At 71.3% G+C, this 23059-nt stretch carries 23 protein-coding genes and 1 pseudogene; 6 read left to right on the top strand and 18 right to left on the bottom strand.

The window, feature by feature from the left end; translation table 11 throughout:
• Nucleotide 1 precedes the first annotated feature (1 nt).
• The 11 genes from panD to A5700_RS17265 form a co-directional block, all read right to left on the bottom strand.
• The gene (gene panD, locus A5700_RS17315; protein WP_068070585.1) at nt 2-433 is read right to left on the bottom strand and encodes an aspartate 1-decarboxylase; all 432 of its coding nucleotides are present in this window, start codon (nt 431-433) and stop codon (nt 2-4) included.
• Nucleotides 433-1374 (bottom strand): pantoate--beta-alanine ligase, encoded by a 942-nt coding sequence (panC, locus tag A5700_RS17310; protein WP_068070527.1) that lies wholly within the window; start codon nt 1372-1374, stop codon nt 433-435. Before panC ends, panD begins: the two co-directional genes overlap by 1 nt.
• Nucleotides 1371-2282 (bottom strand): Rossmann-like and DUF2520 domain-containing protein, encoded by a 912-nt coding sequence (locus A5700_RS17305; RefSeq protein ID WP_068070526.1) that lies wholly within the window; start codon nt 2280-2282, stop codon nt 1371-1373. The genes panC and A5700_RS17305 overlap by 4 nt, the downstream gene beginning before the upstream one ends.
• A gap of 122 nt (nt 2283-2404) precedes the next feature.
• The gene (locus tag A5700_RS17300; protein ID WP_068204878.1) at nt 2405-3805 is read right to left on the bottom strand and encodes a DUF6779 domain-containing protein; all 1401 of its coding nucleotides are present in this window, start codon (nt 3803-3805) and stop codon (nt 2405-2407) included.
• Nucleotides 3806-3893: 88 nt separating this feature from the next.
• Nucleotides 3894-4370: a DUF3180 domain-containing protein gene (locus A5700_RS17295; protein WP_068070522.1), complete on the bottom strand. Its 477-nt coding sequence runs from the start codon at nt 4368-4370 to the stop codon at nt 3894-3896.
• A complete protein-coding gene (gene folK / locus A5700_RS17290) occupies nt 4370-4897 on the bottom strand; it encodes a 2-amino-4-hydroxy-6-hydroxymethyldihydropteridine diphosphokinase (RefSeq protein ID WP_068070520.1) in 528 nt (175 codons plus the stop codon). Before folK ends, A5700_RS17295 begins: the two co-directional genes overlap by 1 nt.
• On the bottom strand, nt 4894-5295 hold the full coding sequence (gene folB, locus A5700_RS17285; RefSeq protein WP_068070518.1) for a dihydroneopterin aldolase: 402 nt from the start codon (nt 5293-5295) through the stop codon (nt 4894-4896). The genes folK and folB overlap by 4 nt, the downstream gene beginning before the upstream one ends.
• Nucleotides 5288-6127 carry a dihydropteroate synthase gene (gene folP / locus A5700_RS17280; RefSeq protein ID WP_156671262.1) on the bottom strand — a complete coding sequence of 280 codons (840 nt, stop codon included), beginning with the start codon at nt 6125-6127 and terminating at the stop codon, nt 5288-5290. The genes folB and folP overlap by 8 nt, the downstream gene beginning before the upstream one ends.
• Nucleotides 6124-6726, bottom strand: a complete 603-nt coding sequence (gene folE, locus A5700_RS17275) for a GTP cyclohydrolase I FolE (RefSeq protein ID WP_068070514.1) — start codon at nt 6724-6726, stop codon at nt 6124-6126. Before folE ends, folP begins: the two co-directional genes overlap by 4 nt.
• A gap of 18 nt (nt 6727-6744) precedes the next feature.
• Nucleotides 6745-9102 carry an ATP-dependent zinc metalloprotease FtsH gene (gene ftsH, locus A5700_RS17270; RefSeq protein ID WP_068070512.1) on the bottom strand — a complete coding sequence of 786 codons (2358 nt, stop codon included), beginning with the start codon at nt 9100-9102 and terminating at the stop codon, nt 6745-6747.
• Nucleotides 9103-9337: 235 nt separating this feature from the next.
• The gene (locus A5700_RS17265; protein WP_068070583.1) at nt 9338-9703 is read right to left on the bottom strand and encodes a VOC family protein; all 366 of its coding nucleotides are present in this window, start codon (nt 9701-9703) and stop codon (nt 9338-9340) included.
• Nucleotides 9704-9854: 151 nt separating this feature from the next.
• Between A5700_RS17265 and A5700_RS17260 the strand changes: the two genes are divergently transcribed.
• The 4 genes from A5700_RS17260 to A5700_RS17245 are packed head-to-tail and all read left to right on the top strand — an operon-like array spanning nt 9855 to nt 14659.
• On the top strand, nt 9855-10823 hold the full coding sequence (locus A5700_RS17260) for an alpha/beta fold hydrolase (RefSeq protein WP_156671261.1): 969 nt from the start codon (nt 9855-9857) through the stop codon (nt 10821-10823).
• Entirely contained in the window at nt 10820-12001 is a 1182-nt protein-coding gene (locus tag A5700_RS17255) for an LLM class flavin-dependent oxidoreductase (RefSeq protein ID WP_068070508.1), read from the top strand. Before A5700_RS17260 ends, A5700_RS17255 begins: the two co-directional genes overlap by 4 nt.
• Nucleotides 12001-13011, top strand: coding sequence for a zinc-binding dehydrogenase (locus A5700_RS17250; protein ID WP_068070506.1), 1011 nt, complete (start codon nt 12001-12003; stop codon nt 13009-13011). Before A5700_RS17255 ends, A5700_RS17250 begins: the two co-directional genes overlap by 1 nt.
• 43 nt (nt 13012-13054) lie before the next feature.
• Nucleotides 13055-14659: an HNH endonuclease signature motif containing protein gene (locus A5700_RS17245; protein WP_068204876.1), complete on the top strand. Its 1605-nt coding sequence runs from the start codon at nt 13055-13057 to the stop codon at nt 14657-14659.
• Nucleotides 14660-14675: 16 nt separating this feature from the next.
• Here A5700_RS17245 and A5700_RS17240 read toward each other — a convergent pair whose 3' ends face one another.
• Nucleotides 14676-15914 carry a PPE family protein gene (locus A5700_RS17240; protein ID WP_068070502.1) on the bottom strand — a complete coding sequence of 413 codons (1239 nt, stop codon included), beginning with the start codon at nt 15912-15914 and terminating at the stop codon, nt 14676-14678.
• A 10-nt stretch (nt 15915-15924) separates the two neighbouring features.
• A complete protein-coding gene (locus A5700_RS17235; protein WP_068070500.1) occupies nt 15925-16224 on the bottom strand; it encodes a PE family protein in 300 nt (99 codons plus the stop codon).
• 363 nt (nt 16225-16587) lie between these two features.
• On the opposite strand from A5700_RS17235, the gene A5700_RS17230 reads away from it, so the two are divergent.
• Entirely contained in the window at nt 16588-17322 is a 735-nt protein-coding gene (locus tag A5700_RS17230; protein ID WP_068070498.1) for an SIMPL domain-containing protein, read from the top strand.
• Between the two features lie 2 nt (nt 17323-17324).
• Here the strand turns inward: A5700_RS17230 and hpt are convergent.
• From hpt to dacB, 4 genes and pseudogenes are all read right to left on the bottom strand, one after another.
• Nucleotides 17325-17973 (bottom strand): annotated as a pseudogene (gene hpt, locus A5700_RS17225) (hypoxanthine phosphoribosyltransferase).
• Between the two features lie 14 nt (nt 17974-17987).
• Nucleotides 17988-18974, bottom strand: coding sequence for a tRNA lysidine(34) synthetase TilS (gene tilS / locus A5700_RS17220; protein WP_068070494.1), 987 nt, complete (start codon nt 18972-18974; stop codon nt 17988-17990).
• A complete protein-coding gene (locus A5700_RS17215; protein ID WP_068070581.1) occupies nt 18953-19999 on the bottom strand; it encodes a zinc-dependent metalloprotease in 1047 nt (348 codons plus the stop codon). Before A5700_RS17215 ends, tilS begins: the two co-directional genes overlap by 22 nt.
• On the bottom strand, nt 19996-21381 hold the full coding sequence (gene dacB / locus A5700_RS17210) for a D-alanyl-D-alanine carboxypeptidase/D-alanyl-D-alanine-endopeptidase (RefSeq protein ID WP_068070492.1): 1386 nt from the start codon (nt 21379-21381) through the stop codon (nt 19996-19998). The genes A5700_RS17215 and dacB overlap by 4 nt, the downstream gene beginning before the upstream one ends.
• A 107-nt stretch (nt 21382-21488) precedes the next feature.
• Between dacB and A5700_RS17205 the strand changes: the two genes are divergently transcribed.
• Nucleotides 21489-21977: an inorganic diphosphatase gene (locus A5700_RS17205; protein ID WP_068070490.1), complete on the top strand. Its 489-nt coding sequence runs from the start codon at nt 21489-21491 to the stop codon at nt 21975-21977.
• Here A5700_RS17205 and A5700_RS17200 read toward each other — a convergent pair.
• Nucleotides 21958-23040, bottom strand: coding sequence for a DUF475 domain-containing protein (locus A5700_RS17200; protein ID WP_068070579.1), 1083 nt, complete (start codon nt 23038-23040; stop codon nt 21958-21960). The genes A5700_RS17205 and A5700_RS17200 overlap by 20 nt on opposite strands.
• Nucleotides 23041-23059: the final 19 nt, after the last annotated feature.

Below are 23059 nucleotides of genomic sequence, written 5' to 3'. Positions count from 1 at the left end.
GTTACCGCGCAACGATGCGTGGGTCGAGAAGTTCTGCCGCGCCCGGGATTTCGAAGTCGGGCACGAAGGCGGGGTCGCTGCCGAGGTCGATCGGCTTGTTGTCGGCGTCGACGAACACGATCCGCGGCCGGTATGCCCGCGCCTCGGCCTCCTCCATGGTGCCGTAGGCGATGAGGATCACCAGGTCACCCGGGTGCACCAGATGCGCCGCGGCGCCGTTGATTCCGATCACGCCGCTGCCGCGCTCACCGGTGATGGCATAGGTGACGAGCCGGGCGCCGTTGTCGATGTCGACGATGGTCACCTGTTCGCCCTCGAGCAGATCGGCGGCGTCCATCAGGTCGGCGTCGATGGTGACCGAGCCGACGTAGTGCAGGTCGGCCTGCGTGACGGTGGCGCGGTGGATCTTCGACTTGAGCATCGTCCGTAACATCAGTTCCTCCAAGGTGACTGGGCGTGCTGCGCCCGGGATTCGTCCGGCCCAGCGGTGCCGGCGAGTGTTCCGATCTCGATGGGAATGTTGTCCAACAGTCGGGTGCCGCCCAGCCGGACGGCGACCAGCAGCCGCCCGGGGCGGTCGGGCTGCAGCGGGCCCAGGTCCGCGTCCCGCAGCTCGATGTAGTCCACGGACAACCAGGGTACGGCGGCGAGCACCTGACGCGCCGCGGCCAGCGCGGGGCCGGCGCCGGTGTGCGCGACGTGCGCCGCGGCGGTCAGCGCCGCGGACACCGCGACGGCCGCCTCGCGCTGCTCGGGGTCGAGGTAGCGGTTGCGCGACGACATGGCGAGCCCGTCGGGTTCGCGGACGGTCGGCACGCCCACCACCGCGACGTCGAGGTTCAGGTCGGCGACCAGCTGGCGGATCAGGATCAACTGCTGGTAGTCCTTCTCGCCGAAGAAGACCCGGTCGGGGCGGACGATGTTGAGCAGCTTGGCGACCACGGTGAGCACGCCGGCGAAATGCGTCGGCCGGGCGGCGCCCTCCAGATCGGCGGCCAGCGGTCCGGGCTGCACGGTGGTGCGCAGCCCGGCGGGGTACATCGCGGCCGCGCTCGGGGCGAACACGATGTCGACGGCCTCCCCGCGCAGCCGCGCCAGGTCGTCGTCCAGCGTGCGGGGGTAGGCGTCGAGGTCCTCACCCGCCCCGAACTGCAGCGGATTGACGAAGATCGAGACCACCACCACCGCGCCGGGCACCCGCTTGGCCGCCCGCACCAGGGCCAGGTGCCCGTCGTGCAGCGCGCCCATGGTGGGCACCAACGTCACCCGGCGTCCGGTGTGGCGCAGCGCGCGGCTGACGTCCGCGACGTCGCGCGGCGCCGAATACACGTTGAGTTCGCCCGGGGTGAAGCTCGGCGAGCGGCCCGCCGTCATCCCGCCAGCACCTCGAGGACCGCGGCGGGCGCGTGCGCGCGCTGGGCGGTGCGCAGGGCGTTGGCCCGGTAGGCGCCCGCCAGGGCGGGGTCGGCGGCGGTCAGCGCCGCCAGGTGGCCCGCGACGGCGGCCGCGTCGCCGCGCGCCACCGGGCCGGTCAGCGCGGCCTGGCCGCGTTGCAGGGTGTTCTCCAGCGCTGCGCGGGCCAGCGGCCCGACGATGCGCTCGGCGATGCCGCCGGGTTGGTCGTCGACGACCTGCTGGCCGAGCAGCTCCTCGCCGCGCAGCGCCGAGCGCAGCGCCGCCAGCGCGTCGGCGACGACGGTGACCAGGTGGTTCCCGGCGTGGGCCAGCGCGGCGTGGTAGAGCACCCGGGCGTCCTCGCGGACGCAGAACGGCTCCCCACCCATCTCCAGGACCAGCGACTGGGCGATCGCGTAGCCGACGTCGTCGGCGGCGGTGATGCCGAAGCAGGTGTCGGGCAGCCTGTTGACGTCCTCGTCGGAGCCGGTGAACGTCATCGCCGGGTGAATGGCCAGCGGGATGCAGCCGCGGTCGGTCAGCGGGCCGAGGATGCCGACGCCGTTGGCGCCGGAGGTGTGCGCGACGATCGTGCCGGGCCCCACGGCCGACGTCGCCGCGAGCCCGGACACCAGCCCGGCGAGCTCGCTGTCGGGGACCGCGAGCAGCAGCAACTCGGCACCGGCCGCCACCTCCTGCGGCGCCGCGATCGGGGTGTCGGGCAGCCAGCGATGCGCGCGCTGGCGCGACGCGTGGGAGATCGCGCTGCACGCCACGACGACGTGGTCGGCGCGCTCCAGCGCGACGCCGAGCGCGGTCCCGACCCGGCCGGCCGAGATGACCCCCACTTTGAGCCTGGCCGGGCGCAAACCGTCGAACTGCACCATCGCAGACGACCTCACAGATTTCTTTCGTTCGTTCCGGTCCCACTCGGTGGGTACCGTTCGGTCAGTCAAACTCTAGTCGATCGCGCCCGGGAGCCCAATGAGGATGTGAGCCAGCTCCCAGGTCAGGCGTCGCGACGGCGCCGCCGGCCGCCCTCGGAGGGTTGCACCTGCAGCCGCGCCAGCAGGTCGGCGACGGACTGCCCACCCGTCGGCGAGCCGTCGTCCGCGCCGTCCGGCGTCATCGACTCCGGGCCGCCGTGCCGAGGCGCGTTCTCGGGAGTCGGGGGCGGCGCCATCTGCGGGGGCGCCGGCTCGGCCACGGGTTCGGCCGGCGGCGGCGGGAGCGGGGGCGCCGGCGTCGCGGCCGCCGGCGGTGTGACCCCGACGCTGGCGGGGGTCGGCGCGTCGTTGTCCCCGGCGAAGTTGCGCACGCCGTAGTCGCGGTACTCCGCGGAGTGCCGGGACCGGGCCCGACGGCCGGATTCGGCGTAGGGCTGCGGCGCCTCGACGGGCGCGCCGGACCAGGCCTCGTCGTCGCCGGAATGGCGGGAGCGCCGGCCGTTCGGCGACGCGGCCGGCGGGCCGGCCGACTCGGGCGCCGGGGCGTCGTCGGCGGCCCAGCTGCCGCGCGGCGGCCACTGCCCGGGGGGCTGCCAGTCGGCGTTGCGCTGCTCGGCCCGCGGGTCCCGCTGGGGACCCGGCTGGGCGGTGTGCGGCTCCGGCTGGGGGTAGCCGGGCTGCGGCTGGGGAGGCGCAAAGTGCGGCTCGGGCTGCGGCTCCGGCTGGGGCCCGTAGCCGGCCTCCGGCACCGGCGAGTAGCTCGGCTCCCGCGGCGATTCGTACTGGTAGCGAACCCGCTCGCGGCGGGGCGCCGGCTGCGGGCGCGGCGGCAACAGCGGCTCCTCGGGCACGTCGATGATCGTCGTGTCGTCGGCGCGCCCGGGCGCCTCGCGCGGCGCCGGCGTCACCCGGTCGCTGGACACCCAGTCCACGGGCGCGTCGCGCGGGCCCTCGCCGTCGCGCTCCCACTCGCTGTACGCCCGCTCCGGCGGCGCCTCCGCCTCCGGGTTCTCCAGCGCCGGCCGGTGCCCCAGGTCGGTGTCGAACAGGATCTCCAGGCTGGTCCGCAGGGAACTCAGCTCCGCGCGCAGCTCCGCCAGGTCGTCGGCGGCCTGCGCGCGCAGTTCGGTCGCCAGCTCGCGGCGCAGCTGGGACTCCACGGTGAGCTCGTATTCGCGGCGGGCCGAGATCTCCCGGTCCAGCTGCAGGTCGTAGACCAGCTTCAGGTCGCGCACGCGCGACTGGTCGGCGTCGCTCTGGCGGCGGTACAGCACGGAGACGAAGGCGCCGGCGACTGCGGCCCACAGCGCCAGGATTACAGCGAGCTTGAGCAGTTCCACCCGATTGGTGAACACCAACGCGGAACTGGCCCCCATGGCGAGGACCAGCAACGTGGTCAAGAGCACCCACCCCGGCCTGCGGCCGCCGCGCCTCACCCGGGCGCCGCGGGACAGAACGGTCATGGCCTGACTGTACCTGCGCGACGTCGTTCCGCGTGTCGCGCTCTCCGGCGATTCTCACCTGGGGTTGATCCGGTTGCGGCCGGTCGGGCTAGCCTTCGGCGCCCTCTCCGTGTTCGGTCGGGTCCTGGGGAGATTTACAACAATGTTGCAGCCACATCGCGGCGACGAGCAACGCCAGCGCGCTGACGGCGGCCACCGCCGCGCCGGAGGTGTCCTCGGCGGCGGCGCGCAGCCAGGATCGGCGGGGCAGGACGTATACCAGGATGCCGACCCACCAGCCGAGCATCAGAGCACCCACCCACGCCGACGCCTTGGCCACCACGAGGGTGCGGGCCACCGCCAGCGGATGCAGCCAGCCCGGGCCGGCGCCGATCTCGCCGTCGTTGATCTTGGCCCGCACGTAGCGCGCCCACAGCGCCTCGGCGACGGCCACCGCGAGCAGCGACAGCCCGGTCCACGCCGTGATCGGCGGGAAGAACCGGTACAGGCCGGTGACCAGCAGGAAGCCCACCACGGCGGCCGCCACCACCGCGGCCGTCAGGTCACGCTTGCGAGTGGGACCCATCAGGCGTCCGGCCGGGCCAGCTGCAGCGTCGCGGTGAACAACCGCACCCCGTCGCGGTCCGCGGGTTCCAGCTGGGCGAGCAGGCTCGCGACGGTCTGCGTCCCGTCGACCAGGGTCAGCCGGGCGTCGGGGTCGATGGCCAGCCACGGCACCAGCACGAAGGCGCGCAGGTGCGCCAGCGGGTGGGGCAGCGTCAGGTTGGGCTCGCGCGTCACCACCTCGCCCCGGTCGTCGTAGCAGGCGATCAGGTCGACGTCCAGGCTGCGCGGGCCCCACCGTTCGCCACGGACCCGGCCGGCCGCCCGCTCGAATTCCTGCGCCCGGCGCAGCCACTCCTGCCCGTCGCAGTCGTCCTCGGCGATGAGGACCGCGTTGAGGAACGGCGCCTGCTCCACCCGGCCCCAGGGGTCCGTCTCGTAGACCGGCGACACCGCGAGCACCGCCTCGCCCAGGCCGTCGACCACCGACTGCAGCCGCGCCAGCCGGTCACCCAGGTTGGAGCCGATGGACAACACGACGCGGCTCATGCGGTCCCGCCCGCCGGGATCACCGAGCCGCGGCCGCCGCGCCGCGAGCGCCGCACCACGACGGCCACGTCGGCGAACTGCACCGGGATGGGCGCCGCCGGCTTGTGCACCACCACCTCGACGGCGTGCACGCGGTCGTCGTCCATCACCTTGTCGGCGATCTCACCACCGACCGTCTCGATCAGGTTTCGCGCCGGGCCGGCCACCACGCCGGCCGCGAGCTGGGCCAGCGCGCCGTAGTCGTAGGTGTCGGCCAGCTGGTCGCTGGCGGCGGCGTCGGCCAGGTCGATCCACACCGTGACGTCGACGACGAAGTCTTGACCGCCGGCCCGCTCGTGGTCGAACACGCCGTGGTTGCCGCGGACGGTCAACCCGCGCAGCTCGATGCGATCAGCCATCGGCTTCCGTACCGCCGTTGGTCCAGGCCGCGACCACCTTCACGGCGTCCACCGTCGCCCGCACGTCGTGCACCCGGACGCCCCAGGCGCCGTGCACGGCGGCCAGCGCCGAGACCACCGCCGTCGCCGTCTCCCGGCCGTCGGGTGGTCGCGGCGTGCCGTCGGGCCCGGCCAGCAACGCACCCAGGAAGCGCTTGCGCGAGGCGCCCAGCAGCACCGGCAGGCCGGTGTCGACCAGCTGGGGCAAGGCGTGCAGCAGCGCCCAATTGTGTTGCGCGGTCTTGGCGAATCCGAGGCCAGGGTCGATCAGCAGCTGGCCGGGGTCCACCCCGGCCGCCACTGCGGCGTCGGCGCTGTCCAGCAACTCGGCACGCACCTCGGCGACCACGTCGCGGTAGTGCGGGGCGGCGTGGGGGCGCTCGGCGGACACCGAACGCCAGTGCATCAGCACCCAGGGCACCCCGGCCTCGGCCAGCAGCGGCGCCATCGCGGGGTCGGCCCGCCCGCCCGAGACGTCGTTGACCAGTTGCGCCCCGCTTTCCAGGGCGGCGCGTGCGACGTCGGCGTGCATGGTGTCGATGCTGACCGTGATCCCCTCCCCGGCAAGGCCCTTGACGACGGGAACGACGCGCGCAGTCTCGACGCGGGAGTCGATGCGGGTCGCGCCGGGGCGGGTCGACTCGCCGCCGACGTCGACGATTCCGGCCCCCTCGGCGACCATGGCCACGCCGCGGGCCACGGCGACGTCGGCGTCGAGGTATTGGCCGCCGTCGGAGAAGGAGTCGTCCGTGACGTTCAGGACTCCCATTACCCGCACAGGCGCCGATGTCACTTACGCAGGATGAGGTCCAGCGCCTCGGCTCGGGAAGCGGCGTTGGTTTTGAACTGGCCGCGCACGGCCGACGTCGTGGTGGTGGCGCCGGGTTTGCGGACCCCGCGCATGGCCATGCACAGGTGTTCGGCCTCGATCACCACGATCACCCCGCGGGGGTCGAGCCGGGCCATCAGGGCGTCGGCGATCTGGCTGGTGAGCCGCTCCTGGACCTGCGGTCGCTTGGCGTAGAGGTCGACCAGCCGCGCGATCTTGGACAGGCCGGTGACCCTGCCGTCGTTGCCGGGGATGTAGCCGACGTGGGCCACCCCGTGGAACGACACCAGGTGGTGCTCACAGGTGGAGTACATCGGGATTTCCTTGACCAGCACCAGTTCGTCGTGTTCCTCGTCGAACATCGTGTTGAGCACGCTGTCGGGGTCGGTGTAGAGCCCGGCGAACATCTCGCGGTAGGCGCGCGCCACGCGGGCCGGGGTGTCCCGCAGCCCGTTTCGGTCGGGGTCCTCACCGATCGCGTACAGCAGTTCCTTGACCGCGGCTTCGGCACGCGCTTGATCGAACACCCGTAGGTCGGGAGTCACCGTGTCCGGCAGCGCCATCGAAGATCCTCCGTGTTCTCAGCCGTGGGCCGGCGGATTGGACCGGCTCACGTCGTCGTCCCGCCGTTCGGGGGAATTGCCGCCCTGCGGGCTGGGTTGCGCGGGCGGCGGATAGGGCGGATACGGCGGGTACGACGGATAGGGCTGGCCCTGCTGGCCGGGGTGCCCCGGATAACCGGGCTGGCCCGGGTGGTTGGTCGCCGGTTGCGGCCAATACTGCTGCTGGGGCGGCTGGCCCGGCGGGTACCACGGCTGTTGGTGTTGCGGGGGCCAGCCGGGCGCGTGCCAGCCCGCGGGAGCGCCGTAGTCGGGCTGCGTGGGTCCGTTGGGCGCCCCCTGGGTGCCGTGAGAACCGTTGCCGCCGTTGGCGTTGCGCTCGGCATCGGCCCGTGCGGCTTCGGCGGCCGCAGCGATGGCCACCTTGAAGGCGGGTTCGGGCACGGGCGGCGGCCATGGCTCGCCGCGCTCGATGGCCAGCTCGCCGGGCGTCTTGATGGGCGGCTTGTCCGACGGGATGCGACCGCCGAAGTCGTCGAACATCGTTAGCCTGGGCCGCTTTTCGACGTCGGCGAAGATCCGCTCCAGCTCGGGCCGGTGCAGAGTCTCCTTCTCGAGCAGCTCGCCGGCCAACGTGTCGAGCACGTCGCGGTGTTCGGTGAGGATCTCCCAGGCCTCGGTGTGCGCCGCCTCGATGAGCTTGCGGATCTCGTCGTCGATGTCGCGGGCCACCTCGTGCGAATAGTCGGCCTGGTTGCCCATGGTGCGACCCAGGAATGGGTCGCCGTGCTCGGAGCCGTACTTGACGGCCCCCAGCTTGGAGCTCATGCCGAATTCGGTGACCATCGCCCGCGCGGTCTTGGTCGCCTGCTCGATGTCGGAGACCGCCCCCGTGGTCGGCTCGCGGAAGACGAGTTCCTCGGCGGCGCGTCCACCCATCGCGAACACCAACTGCGCGACCATCTCGGAACGGGTCCGCAGGCCCTTGTCCTCCTCGGGCACCGCCACGGCGTGGCCGCCGGTGCGGCCGCGAGCCAGGATCGTCACCTTGTAGACGGGGTCGATGTCGGGCATCGCCCAGGCCGCCAGCGTGTGGCCGCCCTCGTGGTAGGCGGTGATCTTCTTTTCCTGCTCGCTGATGATGCGGCCCTTGCGCCGCGGGCCGCCGATTACCCGGTCCACCGCTTCTTCGAGCGCCGCGCTGGTGATCACCGTGCCGTTCTCGCGGGCGGTCAGCAGCGCCGCTTCGTTGATGACGTTGGCCAGGTCGGCGCCGGTCATGCCGACGGTGCGCTTGGCCAGCCCGTCGAGGTCCGCGTCCGGCGCGATGGGCTTGCCCTTGGAGTGCACGCGCAGGACCGCGCGGCGGCCGGCGAGGTCGGGGTTGGTCACCGGGATCTGCCGGTCGAAGCGGCCGGGGCGCAGCAGGGCCGGGTCGAGGATGTCGGGGCGGTTGGTGGCGGCGATCAGGATGACGCCGGCGCGGTCGCCGAAGCCGTCCATCTCGACCAGCAACTGGTTCAGCGTCTGCTCGCGTTCGTCGTGCCCGCCGCCGAGGCCGGCGCCGCGCTGGCGCCCCACGGCGTCGATCTCGTCGACGAAGATGATGCAGGGGCTGTTCTGCTTGGCCTGCTCGAACAGGTCGCGCACCCGCGAGGCGCCCACACCCACGAACATCTCGACGAAGTCCGAGCCCGAGATGGTGAAGAACGGCACCCCCGCTTCGCCGGCGACCGCGCGGGCCAGCAACGTCTTGCCGGTGCCCGGCGGGCCGTAGAGCAGCACGCCCTTGGGGATCTTGGCGCCCAGCGCCTGGTAGCGGCTGGGGTTTTGCAGGAAATCCTTGATCTCGTAGAGCTCCTCGACCGCCTCGTCGACGCCGGCGACGTCGGCGAACGTGGTCTTGGGCATGTCCTTGGAGAGCTGTTTGGCCCGCGACTTGCCGAAGCCGAAGCCCATCCGGGCGCCGCCCTGCATGCGGGAGAACATCACGAACAGCCCGACCAGCAGCAGCAGCGGCAACACGTAGACCAGCAGCTCGCCCAGGATGCTGCCCTGGTTCACCACGGTGCTGACCTTGGCGTTCTTGTCGTTCAGCGCGTTGAAAAGGTCGACGGCGTACCCGCTGGGGTATTTCGTGATGACCTTGTCGGAATTGTCGGTGTCACCGTTGGCCTTCTTCAAGGTCAACCGCAACTGCTGCTCGCGATCGTCGATTTGCGCGCTCTTGACGTTGTCGCCCCGAATCTGGGACATCGCGACGGAGGTGTCGACGGGCTTGTAGCCGCGGGTGTCGTCACTGAAGTAGAAGAACGACCAACCGAGCAGCACCACGACGGCGATCACCGCGATGGTGCGAATAACATTTTTCCGGTTCATCAATCATCGGCCTTTGTGGCCAGGTCCTTCCCCGATATACACGCCGCTGGATAGTCCAATTTACCGCCCGTGGCGAGTGCGAGCTCGGCCGCGCCGGGCGAAGCGGCTCGCCACCGTCCGCACGGGGCCGAGTGCGAGCTCGGCCGCGCCGGGCGAAGCGGCTCGCCACCGTCCGCAATAGACAACGAGCGGTGGTTCCCGTCGGGCGCCGGCGCGACGCCCGGCCTCACCGGCCTCACTCGTAGTAGCGCGCCTCGACGACGTTGCCGTCCGGATCGGTGAAGTAGAAGCCGTGCGGCGCCCACCCGCGGGCCCCGAAGGTCGGGCTCAGGCGGGCGCTGGTGTCCACGCCCTCGGCCCGCAGGCGCCGGTCCAGGTCCTCGTACTCGGCCTTCGACATCGCCAGGCACAGGTGGTTGACCGGATGACCGGCGCTGCCCGTGGTGTGGGTCAAGGCGTCCGTAGCGGCGGCGCTGTGCACCGGCGACAGATCGATGACGGAGTCGGCGGACACCCGCACACTGGGGAAGGGCGCCTGCCCGGCCTCGAATTCGGCGAACCGGACTGGCTCCAACCCGACCACCCGCGTGTAGAAGTCCATGGCCGCCCGCGGATCCCTCGTCCACAGCACGACGTGGTCCAGCCGCCTCACCGCTCGCTCCCGCCTGTCGCTCCAGCACCGCATCCCACGCTATGCCCGGCGGCGGCGTCGGGCCCTTCTCTGTGGGCACCCGTTGTGCTTTGGTGACAGGGTGCCCACGTCGACCGAACGGTTAGTAGACACCAACGGCGTACGGCTGCGCGTGATCGAAGCGGGGGACCGCGGCGCACCCGTCGTCATCCTGGCCCACGGCTTTCCCGAGCTGGCGTACTCCTGGCGGCACCAGATCCCGGTCCTCGCCGACGCCGGCTACCACGTGCTGGCGCCCGACCAACGCGGCTACGGCGGCTCCTCGCGCCCGGAGGCCGTGGCGGCCTACGACATCCACGAGCTGACCGCCGACTTGGTCGGGTTGCTCGACGACGTCGGCGCGCAGCGGGCCGTGTGGGTGGGCCACGACTGGGGCGCGGCCGTGGTGTGGAACGCCCCGCTGCTGCACCCCGACCGCGTCGCGGCGGTCGCCGCGATGAGCGTGCCCGCGGTGCCCCGGCCCCGCAGCGCGCCTACCGCGGCGTGGCGCAAGACGTTCGGCGAGCACTTCTTCTACATCCTGTACTTCCAGGAGCCCGGCGTCGCCGACGCCGAGCTGAACGCCGATCCGGCGCGCGTGCTGCGTCGCATGATGGGCGGGTTGCAGACCTCCGGGGACAAGAGGGCGGCGCTGCGGATGGTGGCGCCCGGCCCCGAGGGGTTCATCGAGCGCCTGCCCGAACCCGACGGGCTGCCCGACTGGATCAGCCAAGCCGAACTCGACCACTACGTCGCCGAGTTCTCCCGGACGGGTTTCACCGGCGGATTGAACTGGTATCGCAATTTCGACCGCAACTGGGAGACCACGCCGGAACTCGACGGCGCGAAGATTTCGGTGCCGTGCCTGTTCATGGGCGGGACGGCGGACCCGGTGCTGTCCTTCACCCGGCCCGATCGCGCCGCGGAGGTGATCTCCGGCCCGTATCGCCAGGTGCTGGTGGACGGCGCGGGACACTGGCTGCAGCAAGAACGCCCCGACGAGGTGAATGCGACCCTGTTGGAGTTCCTCGACGGACTGGATCTGCGATGAGCGCCCCCCTGAACTTCGGCGTCTTCATCACCCCGTTCCACCCGATCGGCCAATCCCCCACCGTCGCACTGGAATACGACATGGACCGCGTGGTCGCGCTGGACCGTCTGGGCTTCGACGAGGCGTGGTTCGGCGAACACCACTCGGGCGGCTACGAGCTGATCGCCTGCCCGGAGGTGTTCATCGCGGCCGCGGCGGAACGAACCAGGCACATCCGGCTTGGCACCGGGGTGGTGTCGCTGCCCTACCACCACCCGTTGATGGTGGCCGACCGCTGGGTCCTGCTGGACCACCTCACGCGGGGACGGGTGATGTTCGGCGCCGGCCCCGGCGCGCTGCCCTCGGACGCGTACATGATGGGCATCGACCCCGTCGAACAGCGGCGGATGATGCACGAATCCCTGGAGGCCATTCTGGCGTTGTTCCGCGCGGGGCCCACCGAGCGGATCGACCGCCACTCGGACTGGTTCACGTTGCGCGACGCGCAGCTGCATATCCGGCCCTACACCTGGCCGTATCCCGAGATTTCCACGGCCGCAATGATTTCGCCGTCGGGACCGCGGCTGGCCGGCGCGCTCGGCACGTCGTTGCTGTCGCTGTCGATGTCGGTGCCCGGCGGTTACGCGGCGCTGGAGACCACCTGGGAAGTGGTGCGGGAGCAGGCCGCCAAAGTCGGCCGCGCCGAACCGGACCGCTCCGACTGGCGCGTGCTGTCCATCATGCACATCGCCGACAGCCGCGAGCAGGCCATCCGCGATTGCACCTACGGGCTGCAGGACTTCGCCAACTACTTCGGCGCCGCCGGCTTCGTTCCGCTGTCGAACACGGTGGAGGGCAGCCAAACTCCCGAGGAGTTCGTCGAAGACTATGCGGCCAAAGGCAATTGCTGCATTGGGACGCCTGAGGACGCCATCGCGCACATCGAAGACCTGCAGCGGCGCTCGGGCGGTTTCGGAACGCTGCTCCTGCTCGGACACGACTGGGCGTCTCCCGAAGCCACCTACCACTGCTATGACTTGTTGGCGCGCAGGGTGATTCCGCACTTCAAGGGCCAGCTTGCGGCGGCCCGTTCCTCTCACGAGTGGGCCAAGGCCAAGCGCGACCAACTGTTGGGCCGCGCCGGCGAGGCCGTGGTCAAGGCCATCACCGAGCACGTCGGCGAACAGCAGGCCCGCTGATGCGCGCCGCGGTGTTGCGTGACGGCCGGATGGTGCACCGCAACGACGTCCCCGACCCCATCCCCCAGGCCGGTCAGGTGTTGGTCGCGGTGCGTGCGTGTGGGATCTGCGGCTCGGATCTGCACTTCGCGGCCCACGGCGCGCAGGTGCTGGCCATGAGCGACAAGGTGGGCGGCGCCGGCGGGATGGACGTCGATCTGCGCCGCGACGTCTTCATGGGCCACGAATTCAGCGCCGAGGTGCTCGAGGCGGGGCCCGACACCGAAGCACCCTCCCCCGGCACGCTCGTCACCTCGTTGCCGATCCTGTTGTCCGGCAACAGATTCGAACCTATCGTCTACAGCAACAGCACCATCGGCGGCTACGCCGAGCGGATGCTGCTGTCGGCGCCGCTGTTGTTGCCGATCCCCAACGGCCTGGACCTCAAGCACGCGGCGTTGACCGAGCCGATGGCCGTCGGACTGCACGCCGTGAACAAGTCGAACATCACACCTGGCGAGATGGCGCTGGTGCTGGGCTGCGGACCGATCGGCATCGCCATCGTGGCGGCGCTGCGCGCGCGGGGCGTGCAAACCATTGTGGCGGCTGACTTCTCGCCGAGACGACGCGAGCTGGCGTCCGCCATGGGAGCCCACCAGACCTTGGACGCGGCACAGGGCTCCCCCTTCGATTCGGTGAAGCCCGCCGTGGTGTTCGAGGCCGTCGGTGTCCCGGGGGTCATCGACGACGTGCTGCTGCGGGCCCGGCCGGGCACCCGACTGGTCGTCGCGGGCGTGTGCATGGAGCCCGACACCGTGCACCCCTTCTTCGCGATCGCCAAGGAGATCAGCGTGCAGTTCGTGCTCGCCTACTCACCCGAGGAGTTCGCCGACTCCCTGCGCGCCCTCGCCGAGGGTGACATCGACGTCGCGCCGCTGATCACCGGCGAGGTCGGGCTCGACGGCGTCGGTGCGGCCTTCGACGACCTCGCCGATCCCGAGCGGCACTGCAAGATCCTCGTGACGCCCTGATCTTCTCGCGAGGTTGTCGGACACCCTCGCTATTCTCGAACCTATGTTCGAATGGGTGCCGGACCAGGTGGCGGTCCGTGAGCTGTCGCCCGCGGCCTTGGTCGCGGTCATCGAATCGTCGCACCGGCAGGAATCGGTCCTGGTGGCGCGGCGCCTGGGCGCGGTGGCGGCGCTGCTGCGCCGCCGGACGGCCGCTGCCGAGCTGCGCGAGGAACGGCTCGCCCACGCGCAGATCGATGCGTTCGACCAGACGGCCGCCGAGGTGGCCGCCGCCATGAACCTCTCCCCCGCGGGGGCCGGCTACCTGGTGTCGCACGCCGAGGCGCTGGATACGCGGCTGCCCGAGGTGGCAGCGCTCCTTGCCGAGGGCAAGACCGATTGGCGCACGGTGCGATTGGTGATCACCCGCACGGACCTGGTCACCGACGCCGAACTGGTCGCCAAGCTGGACCGGTCGTTGGCCGCGCGCATCGGCAGCTGGCACGGCTGGTCGCGGCAGCGGATCGTCAACGCGGTCGACGCGGCGGTCCGGGTGGTCGATCCCGACGGCGCACGCGAACGCCGGGCGGCCGCCGACGAGGGACGCCACATCGCGATCACGGCAGCCGACAATGGCATGGCCGAGATTCACGGATCGGTCGCCGCGGCAGCCGCGGCGGCATTCGATCGGCGGCTCTCCCAACTCGCCACGCAGGTGTGCTCGGCGGACCCCCGGACCTTCGATCAACGCCGGGCCGACGCGCTGTCCGCGCTGACCGAGGGCCGCACGCTCGTGTGCACCTGCGGCCAAACCGGTTGCGCGGCTTCCCCCGTCGATCGCGCTCCCACGGCAGCGGCGGCCCACGTGGTGGTCAACGTGGTTGCCACCGACCAGACGGTGTACGGCGGTGGCGCGGCGCCGGGCTATCTGCACGGCCACGGCGTGATCGACGCCGAGCAGGTGCGGCAACTGGCCGCCGCCGCGTCGGTGCTCATCGCCGACCCGACGACGAGCCCGGCCGAGGCGCTGCGCTATCAGCCGTCCGCCGCGCTGGAGCGCGCCGTCCGCAGCCGCGATCTGACCTGCCGCTTCCCCGGCTGCGGCCGGTCGGCCACGGTGTGCGACATCGACCACACCATCCCGTTCAACCACCGGAGTCCGGCGGACGGCGGCTTGACCGTCGCCGGCAACCTCAAATGCCTGTGCCGTCAACATCATCGGCTCAAGACCTTCGGCGGTTGGCGCGATGCACAACTCGCCGACGGCACCGTCGTCTGGACGTCACCGACCGGCAGGACCTATCGGACGGCGCCCGCCGGCGCGGACCTGTTCCCGCAGGTTGCGCCCTGCGCCGCGCCGACGCCCGTGAGGAAGAGCAGGGCGCGGCAGCGCAGCGCGCGCATCGCGCAGGAACGCCGGCACAACCGTACCCAGCGCCCCCTCAACGAGGCACGGCGCCGGTTGGAACAGGCCCGCGCCGACGAGATTTCGGCCCGCAAGCATCGAAACCACATGCGCGACATGCTTTTTCTCTTCAAAGGCGGACCCAGCACCAGCCCGTTCTGCACCTGGGTGAACGACCCCAAGGAGCCCGAGGAGTTGCCGCCGGACTGGGCGTCGCCCGACGAACCCGACCTTGTGCCCTTGCCCGACGACCCGCCCTTTTGATTCGTTCGACTCCAGTTCAACCGCCCGCGGGTGGTTGAGCGATGACGGTCGGCTTGAAGCCGTACCGTGGCGCGACCAGGTGGGCCGCCGCGCTGCGGCCCGCCCCGCCGACCGGTGTCATCGGCACCCCGCCCACCGCATTAGTGACGGGCTCGGCCGCTCCCGGCGTGTCGATCCCGTTCAGCGCCAAGGTGACCGGAGGTGCCGTGGGGGCCGCGCCCGCCCATCCCGCCGGTACTGACAGCCCACCGATCGACGCCGCCTTACCGACGGCTCCGCCGATCGAGCCGACTGGCCCCAGTCCGGCGCCCGAGACTATGGGTAACGCCGCGTCAGCGGCCTTGGCGGCGGTTTCTGATGCGGACTTCGCGGCAGGCATTGCGCCCTGGGCGATTCCTTGGATGTCTTTGAATGCCGTCGTGAAAAGCCTTGTCGGGGAGATCAACCGGATGAACGCGTCGAAGGGCGTGCTGGCGTCCAAGGTTTGGGACCCGGTCAAACCCTCCAACAGGTCACCCAGCGGGCCGCCGACGACGATGCCGTCGCCCTCGGGATTCAGGCTGATCCCACCGAAGGACAGGGTTGGATTGGCGGACGCGCGAGTGGTCGTCGGCCCGACCAGCGAAGCCAACGTCTGCGGCACGGCATCGAGCGCCTGCGCGCCGCCACTTTCACCGGCACCGGCCGCCTTCGCCACCGCCGCCGCCTGACTCGCAACCCCACCCGGATTCGTCGCTGGCACCGCCGGCGCGAGCGGTGGCAGCCGTGCCGCCACCGCGGATGTGGCCGCATATCCGTACATCGCCGCCGCGTCCTGCGCCCACATGTCGCCGTATTGCGCCTCGGTGGCCGCTATCGCGGCCGTGTTCTGGCCGAGGACATTCGTCGCCAGCAGCTCGGCGAGCAGTGCCCGGTTCGCCGCGATCACCGGCGGCGGCACCGTCTCGGCGAACGCGTCCTCGTAGGCTCTGACCGCGGTCATCGCCGCGGCGGCACACTGTTCCGCCTGCCCGGCGGTGTCACGAAGCCAGACCGCCTGCGGCGTGGCTGCCGCCACCATGGCCGCTGCGGCCGGTCCCCGCCACGGACCGGCCCCCAGGGAGGCGATCGCCGACGCGAAGGCGGATGCCGCGGACTGCAACTCCGCGGACAGCTCATTCCAGGCCGCCGCGGCGCTCAACAACGGCCCCGAGCCGGGTCCGGCGTACATCAGCGCGGAGTTGATCTCCGGCGGTAACTGAGCGAAATCGAGCATCGTTCTTGACTCAACCGAGCGCGGCGGCGTTGGCGAGCTCTGTGGCGGCGTACGAGCCGGCGCTTACGCCCAATGTCGTCGCCAGCTGGTCTCGCACCGTCGCCGCCTCAGCGCTCACCTCGTGAAACAACCGTGCATGCCAAGAGAATTGCGCAGCGGTCAGTATCGACACCACGTCGGCGGCGGCGGGAACCACGCCGGTCGTTGGCACCGAAAGCGTGCAAGACGCTTCCCGCAGAACGGCATTGATGCCGAGCAGCTGATCGGCGACCGCGTCGAGCACCACCGGCTGAGTCGACAGAATAGACATTCACCCTCCCCAAATTCCCTGCAAGCAAACCATTCCAGCATCGACCGGTGACCCGGACGACTGGCCACGTTAGGGAGCCGGATCCTCAAATGACAGGACGGGCGACGCCAATTCATGGCCGGGTCACCGACTGTTCACTTAGCTGGACGCTGATGTCGCCAGATATGAGAGCACTATGAAAGATGTTGCAGTCCAATATGTTTAGCTCTTGCATGAACACATATGCGGTCCATAAATTTCACCGCGAGAGGTTTGCCACGCATAGGACCCCGCGGGTGCCGGGCATGGACGGCGGTGCAGCGGGCCTTGTGACCACGCCGCGTCGCCTCATCGCGCATCCCCCGACCGGCTAGGGTGCCAGGCATGCCGGCCGCACCGCACGCCCCACGTCCGTCTCGCACGTCGCTCGCCGCGGTCGCCGTCGGGCTGGCGGTCGCGGTGTCGGGTTGCGACGCGCACCCGGCGCCCAGCCCGGGCGCCAACCCGCGGCAGGTCACCGTCGTCGGCCAAGGCCAAGTTCAGGGCGCGCCGGACACCCTGACCGCCGACGTCGGCATCGAGTTCACGGCGCCCGACGTCACCGCCGCCATGAACCAGACCAACGACCGCCAGCAGGCGGTGATCAACGCGTTGACCGGCGCCGGCATCGACCACAAAGACATCAGCACCACCGACGTCACCCTGCAGCCGCAATACAGCAACCCCGAACCCAACGGCACCGCCGCCATCACCGGTTACCGGGCCACCAACACCATCGCCGTCAAGATCCATCCGCCCGACGCCGCCTCACGGTCGCTGGCCCTCATCGTCGGCACCGGGGGCGACGCCACCCGGATCCGGTCGGTCAGCTACTCGATCGCCGACGACTCGCAGCTGGTGAAGGACGCCCGCGCGCGGGCTTTCAACGACGCCAAGAGCCGCGCCGAACAGTACGCCCAGCTGTCCGGGCTGCGGCTGGGGCGGGTGCTGACGATCTCGGAGGCAACGGGCAACGCACCGACCACGGCGGCGCCGAAGGCGATGCCCACCGCGGTGCCCCTCGAACCCGGCCAGCAGACCGTCAGCTTCTCGGTGACGGCGGCCTGGGAGCTGGATTAGGGCTACTGCTGGTACACCCGGGGGTCCAGCGTGCCGATGTAGGACAGGTCGCGGTAGCGCTCGTCCCAGTCCAGGCCGTAGCCCACCACGAAGTCGTTGGGGATGTCGAAGCCGACGTAGGAGATCTCGACGTTGGCGCCCTTGGCGTCGGGCTTGCGCAGCAGTGTGCACACCCGCAGCGACCGCGGGTGCCGGCTGGACAGGTTGCGCAGCAACCACGACAGCGTCAGGCCCGAGTCGACGACGTCCTCAACGATCAACACGTCGCGGCCCTCGATGTCGCGGTCCAAGTCTTTGAGGATGCGCACGACGCCCGACGACGACGTCGAGCTCCCGTAGGAGCTGACCGCCATGAACTCGAACTGGGTCGGCACCGGAATCGCACGGGCCAGATCGGTGACGAAGATCACAGCGCCCTTGAGGACCGTGATCAGCAGCAGATCCTGACCGGTCTCGGCCGCGGCGTTGCGATAGGTGTCGCCGATCTCCTTGCCCAGCTCGTGGATTCGGGCCTGGATCTGCTCGGTGGTGAGCAGGACGGATTTGATGTCCCCGGGGTACAGCTCCACGGGTTCGGCGGGGGTGATCGCCGGGGAGATCTGGGCCACGCCCCACAGCGTGCCACGCCGACGCGCCAATAACCAACGGCAGCCCCGGGATTGCGCCTAGCGGATCGGGTTGCGCACCGGCTCGCGCCACATCGTCAACAGGCCGTCGCGTCGCCCCGCGACCAACCGCTCGTCGCGCAACGAGGAGCCCACCGCGACCCCGCCCTGCCCGCGCCAAGCGGTGACGAGGGCGTCGACGGCGCGGATCTGCTTGTCGGTCAGGCCGGTCGCCCCACCCACGAGCAGCCAGGCGCGAATCACCCGCCGCCGCACCGGTCCGGGCAGCGCCGCCAACGCCGGCACCGCCAGCCCCGCGGCCGCCTTCGCGCCGGGCAGCGCCTCGGCGGCCAGCGCGTCGATCAGCTCCGTGTCCTCGCGCAGCGCCGTCGCGGTGCGGGCCAGCGCCTCGGCGACCCCGCCGCCCAGCACGTCCTCCAGCAGCGGCAGCGCCTCGTGGCGCAGGCGCGCCCGGGTGAAGCGCGGGTCGGCGTTGTGCGGGTCCTGCCACGCGGCCAGGCCGAGCTCCCGGCACGCCTCGTGCGTCACGGCGCGCCGCACCCCCAGCAACGGGCGGCACCACGGCGGGTCGTAGGGCCGCATCCCGGCGATCGAGCGCACGCCGGACCCGCGGCCCAGGCCGAGCAACACCGTCTCCGCCTGGTCGTCGAGGGTGTGGCCCAGCAGCACCGGCCCGCCCTGGTAGGCGCCCAGCGCGGCGTAACGCGCGGCCCGCGCGGCCGCCTCGGGGCCACCCTCGGAGCCGACGCGCACCCGAATCACCTCAGCGGCAACGCATCCCAGGGCGACGGCCTGGGCGCGGGCGGTCTCGGCGACGGCGGCCGAATCGGCCTGCAGCCCGTGGTCCACGACGAGCGCGGTGGTGGGCCGCAGCGGGGCCGCCACCGCCGTCAGCGCCAGGGAATCGGGGCCGCCGGACAGGGCCACCCCCCAGCCTTCCCCCCCACCCTCGATGCCGCCGAGATGCGTCGCGGTGAAGGCCTCGACGGCCGAGCGGAGCCGGCCTACAGCACCCTGTCGATCCACCGCTGAGGCTCTTCGATCTCCGCGGGCAGCGGCAAGGTTTGCGGACCGCTCCACACGGCGTTGAACCGGTCCATGCCGACCCGGCCCACCACGTGGTCGACGAACGCCTTGCCCCGGGTGTACTGGTTCAGCTTGGCGTCGAGCCCGAGCAGCGCCCGCAGCAGCCGCTGCAGCGGGGGTTGCTTGCGGTGCCGCCGCTCGTCGAACCGGCGCCGGATGGTGGCCACCGACGGCACGGCCATCGGGCCCACGGCGTCCATCACGTGGTCGGCGTGCCCCTCCAGCAGGGTGCCCAGCACCAGCAGCTGGTCGAGCGCGCGGCGCTGCGGCTCGGACTGCACGGCCCGCACCAGCCCGAGGATCCCCGACGACCCGCCGTCGGGCGTTTCGTGGCCCCGGGTGCGGACGTATTCCGCGAGCCGGCCGGCCACCTGACCGAGGTCGTCGCCGGCGTCCCGGGTCAACACGCCCAGCGCCTCGGACATGTAGTCCGGCAGCCACGGGTTGGCGGTGAACTGGACGCGGTGGGTGACCTCGTGCAGGCAGACCCACAACCGGAAGTCGGCGGGTTCGATGCGCAGCTGCCGCTCGACGGCGATGACGTTGGGATACACCAGCAGCAGGCAGCCCTGCTTGGCGGCCGCGAACGGGTCGTACTGCCCGAGGATGCCCGACGACACGTAGGCCAGCACAGCACCCGTCTGCGCGCCGGTCACGCGGCCGGTGAGGAAGCCGCGCGGTTTCTCCGCGCCGTTCATCATCAGCCGCATCGATTCGGCCGCCGCCGCTATCCAGGCGGGCCGGTCGACGACGCGGGCGGCCGGCACCGCCCCGCTGGTGACCAGGCCGGTGACGTCGCGCACCAGCGGCTCGGCCTTGGCGGCAGCCCCGCTGAGCTCATCGATCACCTGGCGCCGGGTGTAGTCGCTGGACGGCGGTCCGGGCCGGGCCAGCCGCCGGCCGACGGTGGCGGCGAACCCCCAGTCGACCGCCGCGCCGAGGGTCAGCTCCGACGTTGGGGTCATGCGCAACCACAGAACCACAGCTTGGTGGCCAGCGCATCCATGACGTTGCGGCCGGTCGGTCCGGCGGCGTTGGAGATGAAGGCGAAGGTCAGCACCCGCCCGCTGCGGTCGGTCAGGACACCGGCCAGCGCGTTGATGGCGGTGAGGGAGCCGGTCTTCGCGCGCAGCCAGCCCGCCGGACCCTGGGTGGTGGACGCGTCGGTGAACCGGTCGGCCAGCGTCCCGCTGCCGGCGGCGATCGGGAGCAGGTCCAACAGCGCCCGCAGCGACGGCTGGTCCGGCCCGGCGGCGGCCTGCAGGACGCCGTCGAGCGTCTTGGCGGTCAACCGGTCGTCGACCGAGAGCCCGCTGGAGTCCAGCAGGGCCGCCCCGGTGGTGTCGACGTGGGCGGTGCTCAGCCGGTTGGTCACCGCGTCGGCGGCCCCGGCGAAGCTGCGCGGCCGATTGATCGCCGCCGCCACCTCGCGGGCGATGCATTCGGCCATCACATTGTCGGAATGGTCCATCATCTGGGACAGCCGGGTGACCAGGGGCGCCGACTGCACGACGGCCAGCTGGCGGGCGCCCGACGGCGCGGTCGCGACGGTGACCGCGGCGGGGTCCAGCCCGAGGGCCTTGGCGAGCTCGCGGCCGGCGTCGAGCGCCGGCGTCCGCGACCGCCGCGAGTTGACGGTGGTCGGCTGGATGCGCCCGGCGTCGATCATCGCCGACTCGATGGGGGCGATGTCGCCGTTGTCGACGTCGGCGGCGTCCCAGCCCTGCGCCATGGTCGGCCCGCTGAACGCCGACGTGTCGACCTGCACCGCGGTGGGCGTCACGCCGCTGCGGCGGATCTGTTCGACCAGGTCGCTGATGCGCCCGGCCCCGCGGTACCAGGTGTCCACGCCCGGCGGCGCCGCCGACAGCGTCGGGTCCCCCGCGCCGACCAGCACGACCGGCCCCTGCGCGTTCGAGGAGCCGGCGACCACGCGGGTGCTGATGCGGGTCTGGCGGTCCAGCGTCAGCAGGGCCGCGGCGGCCGTCAGGACCTTGTTCGTCGACGCCGGCACCAGCGGCATGTCGTCCGCGACCTGCCAGAGCTCCTTGCCGGTGATGGCGTCGGTGATCCGCCCGCCCAGCCGGCCCAGGTTCGGGTCGGCGGCCACGGCGGACAGGGCGGTGGCCACCCCGGCGGCGCTGGGCGTCTCGGCGGTGTCGGAGACGGGAACCACGCCCGGCTTCACCGGCTGCGCGCGCGGCGGCGGGATGGGCGCGTGCGCGGCGCTGCCCCCATGCCCAGCCGAGGTGAAGAACGTCGCCGCCGCCACGACGGCGGCGACGAACGCCAGCACGGCCAACCCGACGAACACATGGGTGGATTTTTGCCAGCGAGTGGGACCCATCGCTCTCCTGACTGTCTGATCCCATTCTGCCGAATCGGCCGCACCGGGCTCGACTAGGGTGTAGCAGAACAGAACTGGTGAGCCTATCCAGCAAAGGAGCCGACGCGGTGGAATTCGACGTGACCATCGAGATCCCGAAGGGCCAGCGCAACAAGTACGAGGTCGATCACGAGACCGGCCGGGTGCGTCTGGATCGCTACCTCTACACCTCGATGGCCTACCCGACCGACTACGGCTTCATCGAAGACACCCTCGGCGAGGACGGCGACCCGCTGGACGCGCTGGTGCTGCTGCCGCAGTCGGTGTTCCCCGGCGTCATCGTGGAGGCCCGGCCGGTCGGGATGTTCCGGATGACCGACGAGGCCGGCGGCGACGACAAGGTGTTGTGCGTGCCCGCCGGCGACCACCGGTGGGACCACATCCAAGACATCGGCGACGTCGCCGAGTCGGAGTTGGACGCGATCAAGCACTTCTTCGTGCACTACAAGGACCTCGAGCCGGGCAAGTTCGTCAAGGCCGCCGACTGGGTGGGCCGCGAAGACGCCGAGGCCGAGGTGCAGCGGTCGGTGGAGCGATTCAAGGCCGAGGGGCACTGACCCGTTCGGCGCGCCGGTTGCGCAGCACGCTCCAGGCCAACGCCGCGCTGATGAAGACGACGCCGACCGAGGCGGTGATCGGCTCGGGCACCTCGTAGCGCGGGTCGATGGAGAACAGCATGATCACGGCCAGCGCCCCGATCGCCCAGTGCGCGCCGTGCTCGAGGTACACGTACCGGTCCAGGGCCTCCTGCCGGACGAGGTAGATGGTGATGGACCGCACGAACAGCGAGCCGACCACGCCGAGGCCCAGGGCGATGACGATGGGGTCCGACGTGATCGCGAACGCCCCGGTGACGCCGTCGAACGAGAACGCCGCGTCGAGTACCTCGAGGTAGACGAACAGCATCAGGCCGGCCCTGCCGACCGCGGTGCCCGACGTTGCGGTCTCGAGGTCCGACGAGCGGAACACCCGGCTCAGGCCGTTGACCGTCAGGTAGGTCACCAACCCCAGCAGGCCGGCGGTGAGCACCGTGGCGCGCTCGTCCGCGGAATGCGTGAGTTGCGTGCCGGCCCCGACCAGCGCGACGCCGGCGACCACCACCGACACCTGACCCAGCCGGCCGACACGGGCGAACGGCACCTCGATCCACTTGAGCCATTTGATGTCCCGGTCGTAGAAGACGAACTCGAGGAACAGCATCAACAGGAAGATCCCGCCGAACGCGGCGATCTGCGGGTGAGCGGCCACCACCAGCTTCTCGTAGCTGGGTGAGCCGTCGGGGAAGGTCAGCGCGCCGTTCGCCGGCGGGTGCAGCGCCAACTCCATGGCGCGCAGCGGCGCGATGCCCGCGGACGCCCAGACGATCAGCAGCGGGAACACCAGCCGCATCCCGAACACCGCGATGAGGATGCCGACGGTGAGGAACATCCGGCGCCAGAACGGGCTCATCCGCTTGAGCACCCCGGCGTTGACGATCGCATTGTCGAACGACAACGACACCTCGAGGGTGGCCAGGACCAGCAACAGGAACAGGTCCTTCACGCCGCCGTAGGCGTAGCCGGCCGCCAGCGCGATCGCCGTGCACAGCAACGAGATCCCGAACGTGCGCAACACGGTCATGCGGCCCTTTCGACAGCCG

The organism is Mycobacterium sp. E1214, from assembly GCF_001666755.1.
Lineage (GTDB): Bacteria > Actinomycetota > Actinomycetes > Mycobacteriales > Mycobacteriaceae > Mycobacterium.
This window is presented reverse-complemented; position numbering and strand designations above follow the sequence as displayed.

Coding starts and splice junctions, on each gene's coding strand:
- dacB (WP_068070492.1), bottom strand. CDS start 21,381: ATGGGTCCCACTCGCTGGCAAAAATCCACCCATGTGTTCGTCGGGTTG.
- A5700_RS17265 (WP_068070583.1), bottom strand. CDS start 9,703: ATGGACTTCTACACGCGGGTGGTCGGGTTGGAGCCAGTCCGGTTCGCC.
- folE (WP_068070514.1), bottom strand. CDS start 6,726: ATGGCGCTGCCGGACACGGTGACTCCCGACCTACGGGTGTTCGATCAA.
- A5700_RS17200 (WP_068070579.1), bottom strand. CDS start 23,040: ATGACCGTGTTGCGCACGTTCGGGATCTCGTTGCTGTGCACGGCGATC.
- A5700_RS17235 (WP_068070500.1), bottom strand. CDS start 16,224: ATGTCTATTCTGTCGACTCAGCCGGTGGTGCTCGACGCGGTCGCCGAT.
- A5700_RS17255 (WP_068070508.1), top strand. CDS start 10,820: ATGAGCGCCCCCCTGAACTTCGGCGTCTTCATCACCCCGTTCCACCCG.
- folK (WP_068070520.1), bottom strand. CDS start 4,897: ATGAGCCGCGTCGTGTTGTCCATCGGCTCCAACCTGGGTGACCGGCTG.
- A5700_RS17240 (WP_068070502.1), bottom strand. CDS start 15,914: ATGCTCGATTTCGCTCAGTTACCGCCGGAGATCAACTCCGCGCTGATG.
- A5700_RS17295 (WP_068070522.1), bottom strand. CDS start 4,370: ATGGGTCCCACTCGCAAGCGTGACCTGACGGCCGCGGTGGTGGCGGCC.
- ftsH (WP_068070512.1), bottom strand. CDS start 9,102: ATGAACCGGAAAAATGTTATTCGCACCATCGCGGTGATCGCCGTCGTG.
- A5700_RS17230 (WP_068070498.1), top strand. CDS start 16,588: ATGCCGGCCGCACCGCACGCCCCACGTCCGTCTCGCACGTCGCTCGCC.
- A5700_RS17245 (WP_068204876.1), top strand. CDS start 13,055: ATGTTCGAATGGGTGCCGGACCAGGTGGCGGTCCGTGAGCTGTCGCCC.
- folB (WP_068070518.1), bottom strand. CDS start 5,295: ATGGCTGATCGCATCGAGCTGCGCGGGTTGACCGTCCGCGGCAACCAC.
- A5700_RS17215 (WP_068070581.1), bottom strand. CDS start 19,999: ATGACCCCAACGTCGGAGCTGACCCTCGGCGCGGCGGTCGACTGGGGG.
- panC (WP_068070527.1), bottom strand. CDS start 1,374: ATGACGGCGGGCCGCTCGCCGAGCTTCACCCCGGGCGAACTCAACGTG.
- panD (WP_068070585.1), bottom strand. CDS start 433: ATGTTACGGACGATGCTCAAGTCGAAGATCCACCGCGCCACCGTCACG.
- A5700_RS17305 (WP_068070526.1), bottom strand. CDS start 2,282: ATGGTGCAGTTCGACGGTTTGCGCCCGGCCAGGCTCAAAGTGGGGGTC.
- A5700_RS17250 (WP_068070506.1), top strand. CDS start 12,001: ATGCGCGCCGCGGTGTTGCGTGACGGCCGGATGGTGCACCGCAACGAC.
- A5700_RS17300 (WP_068204878.1), bottom strand. CDS start 3,805: ATGACCGTTCTGTCCCGCGGCGCCCGGGTGAGGCGCGGCGGCCGCAGG.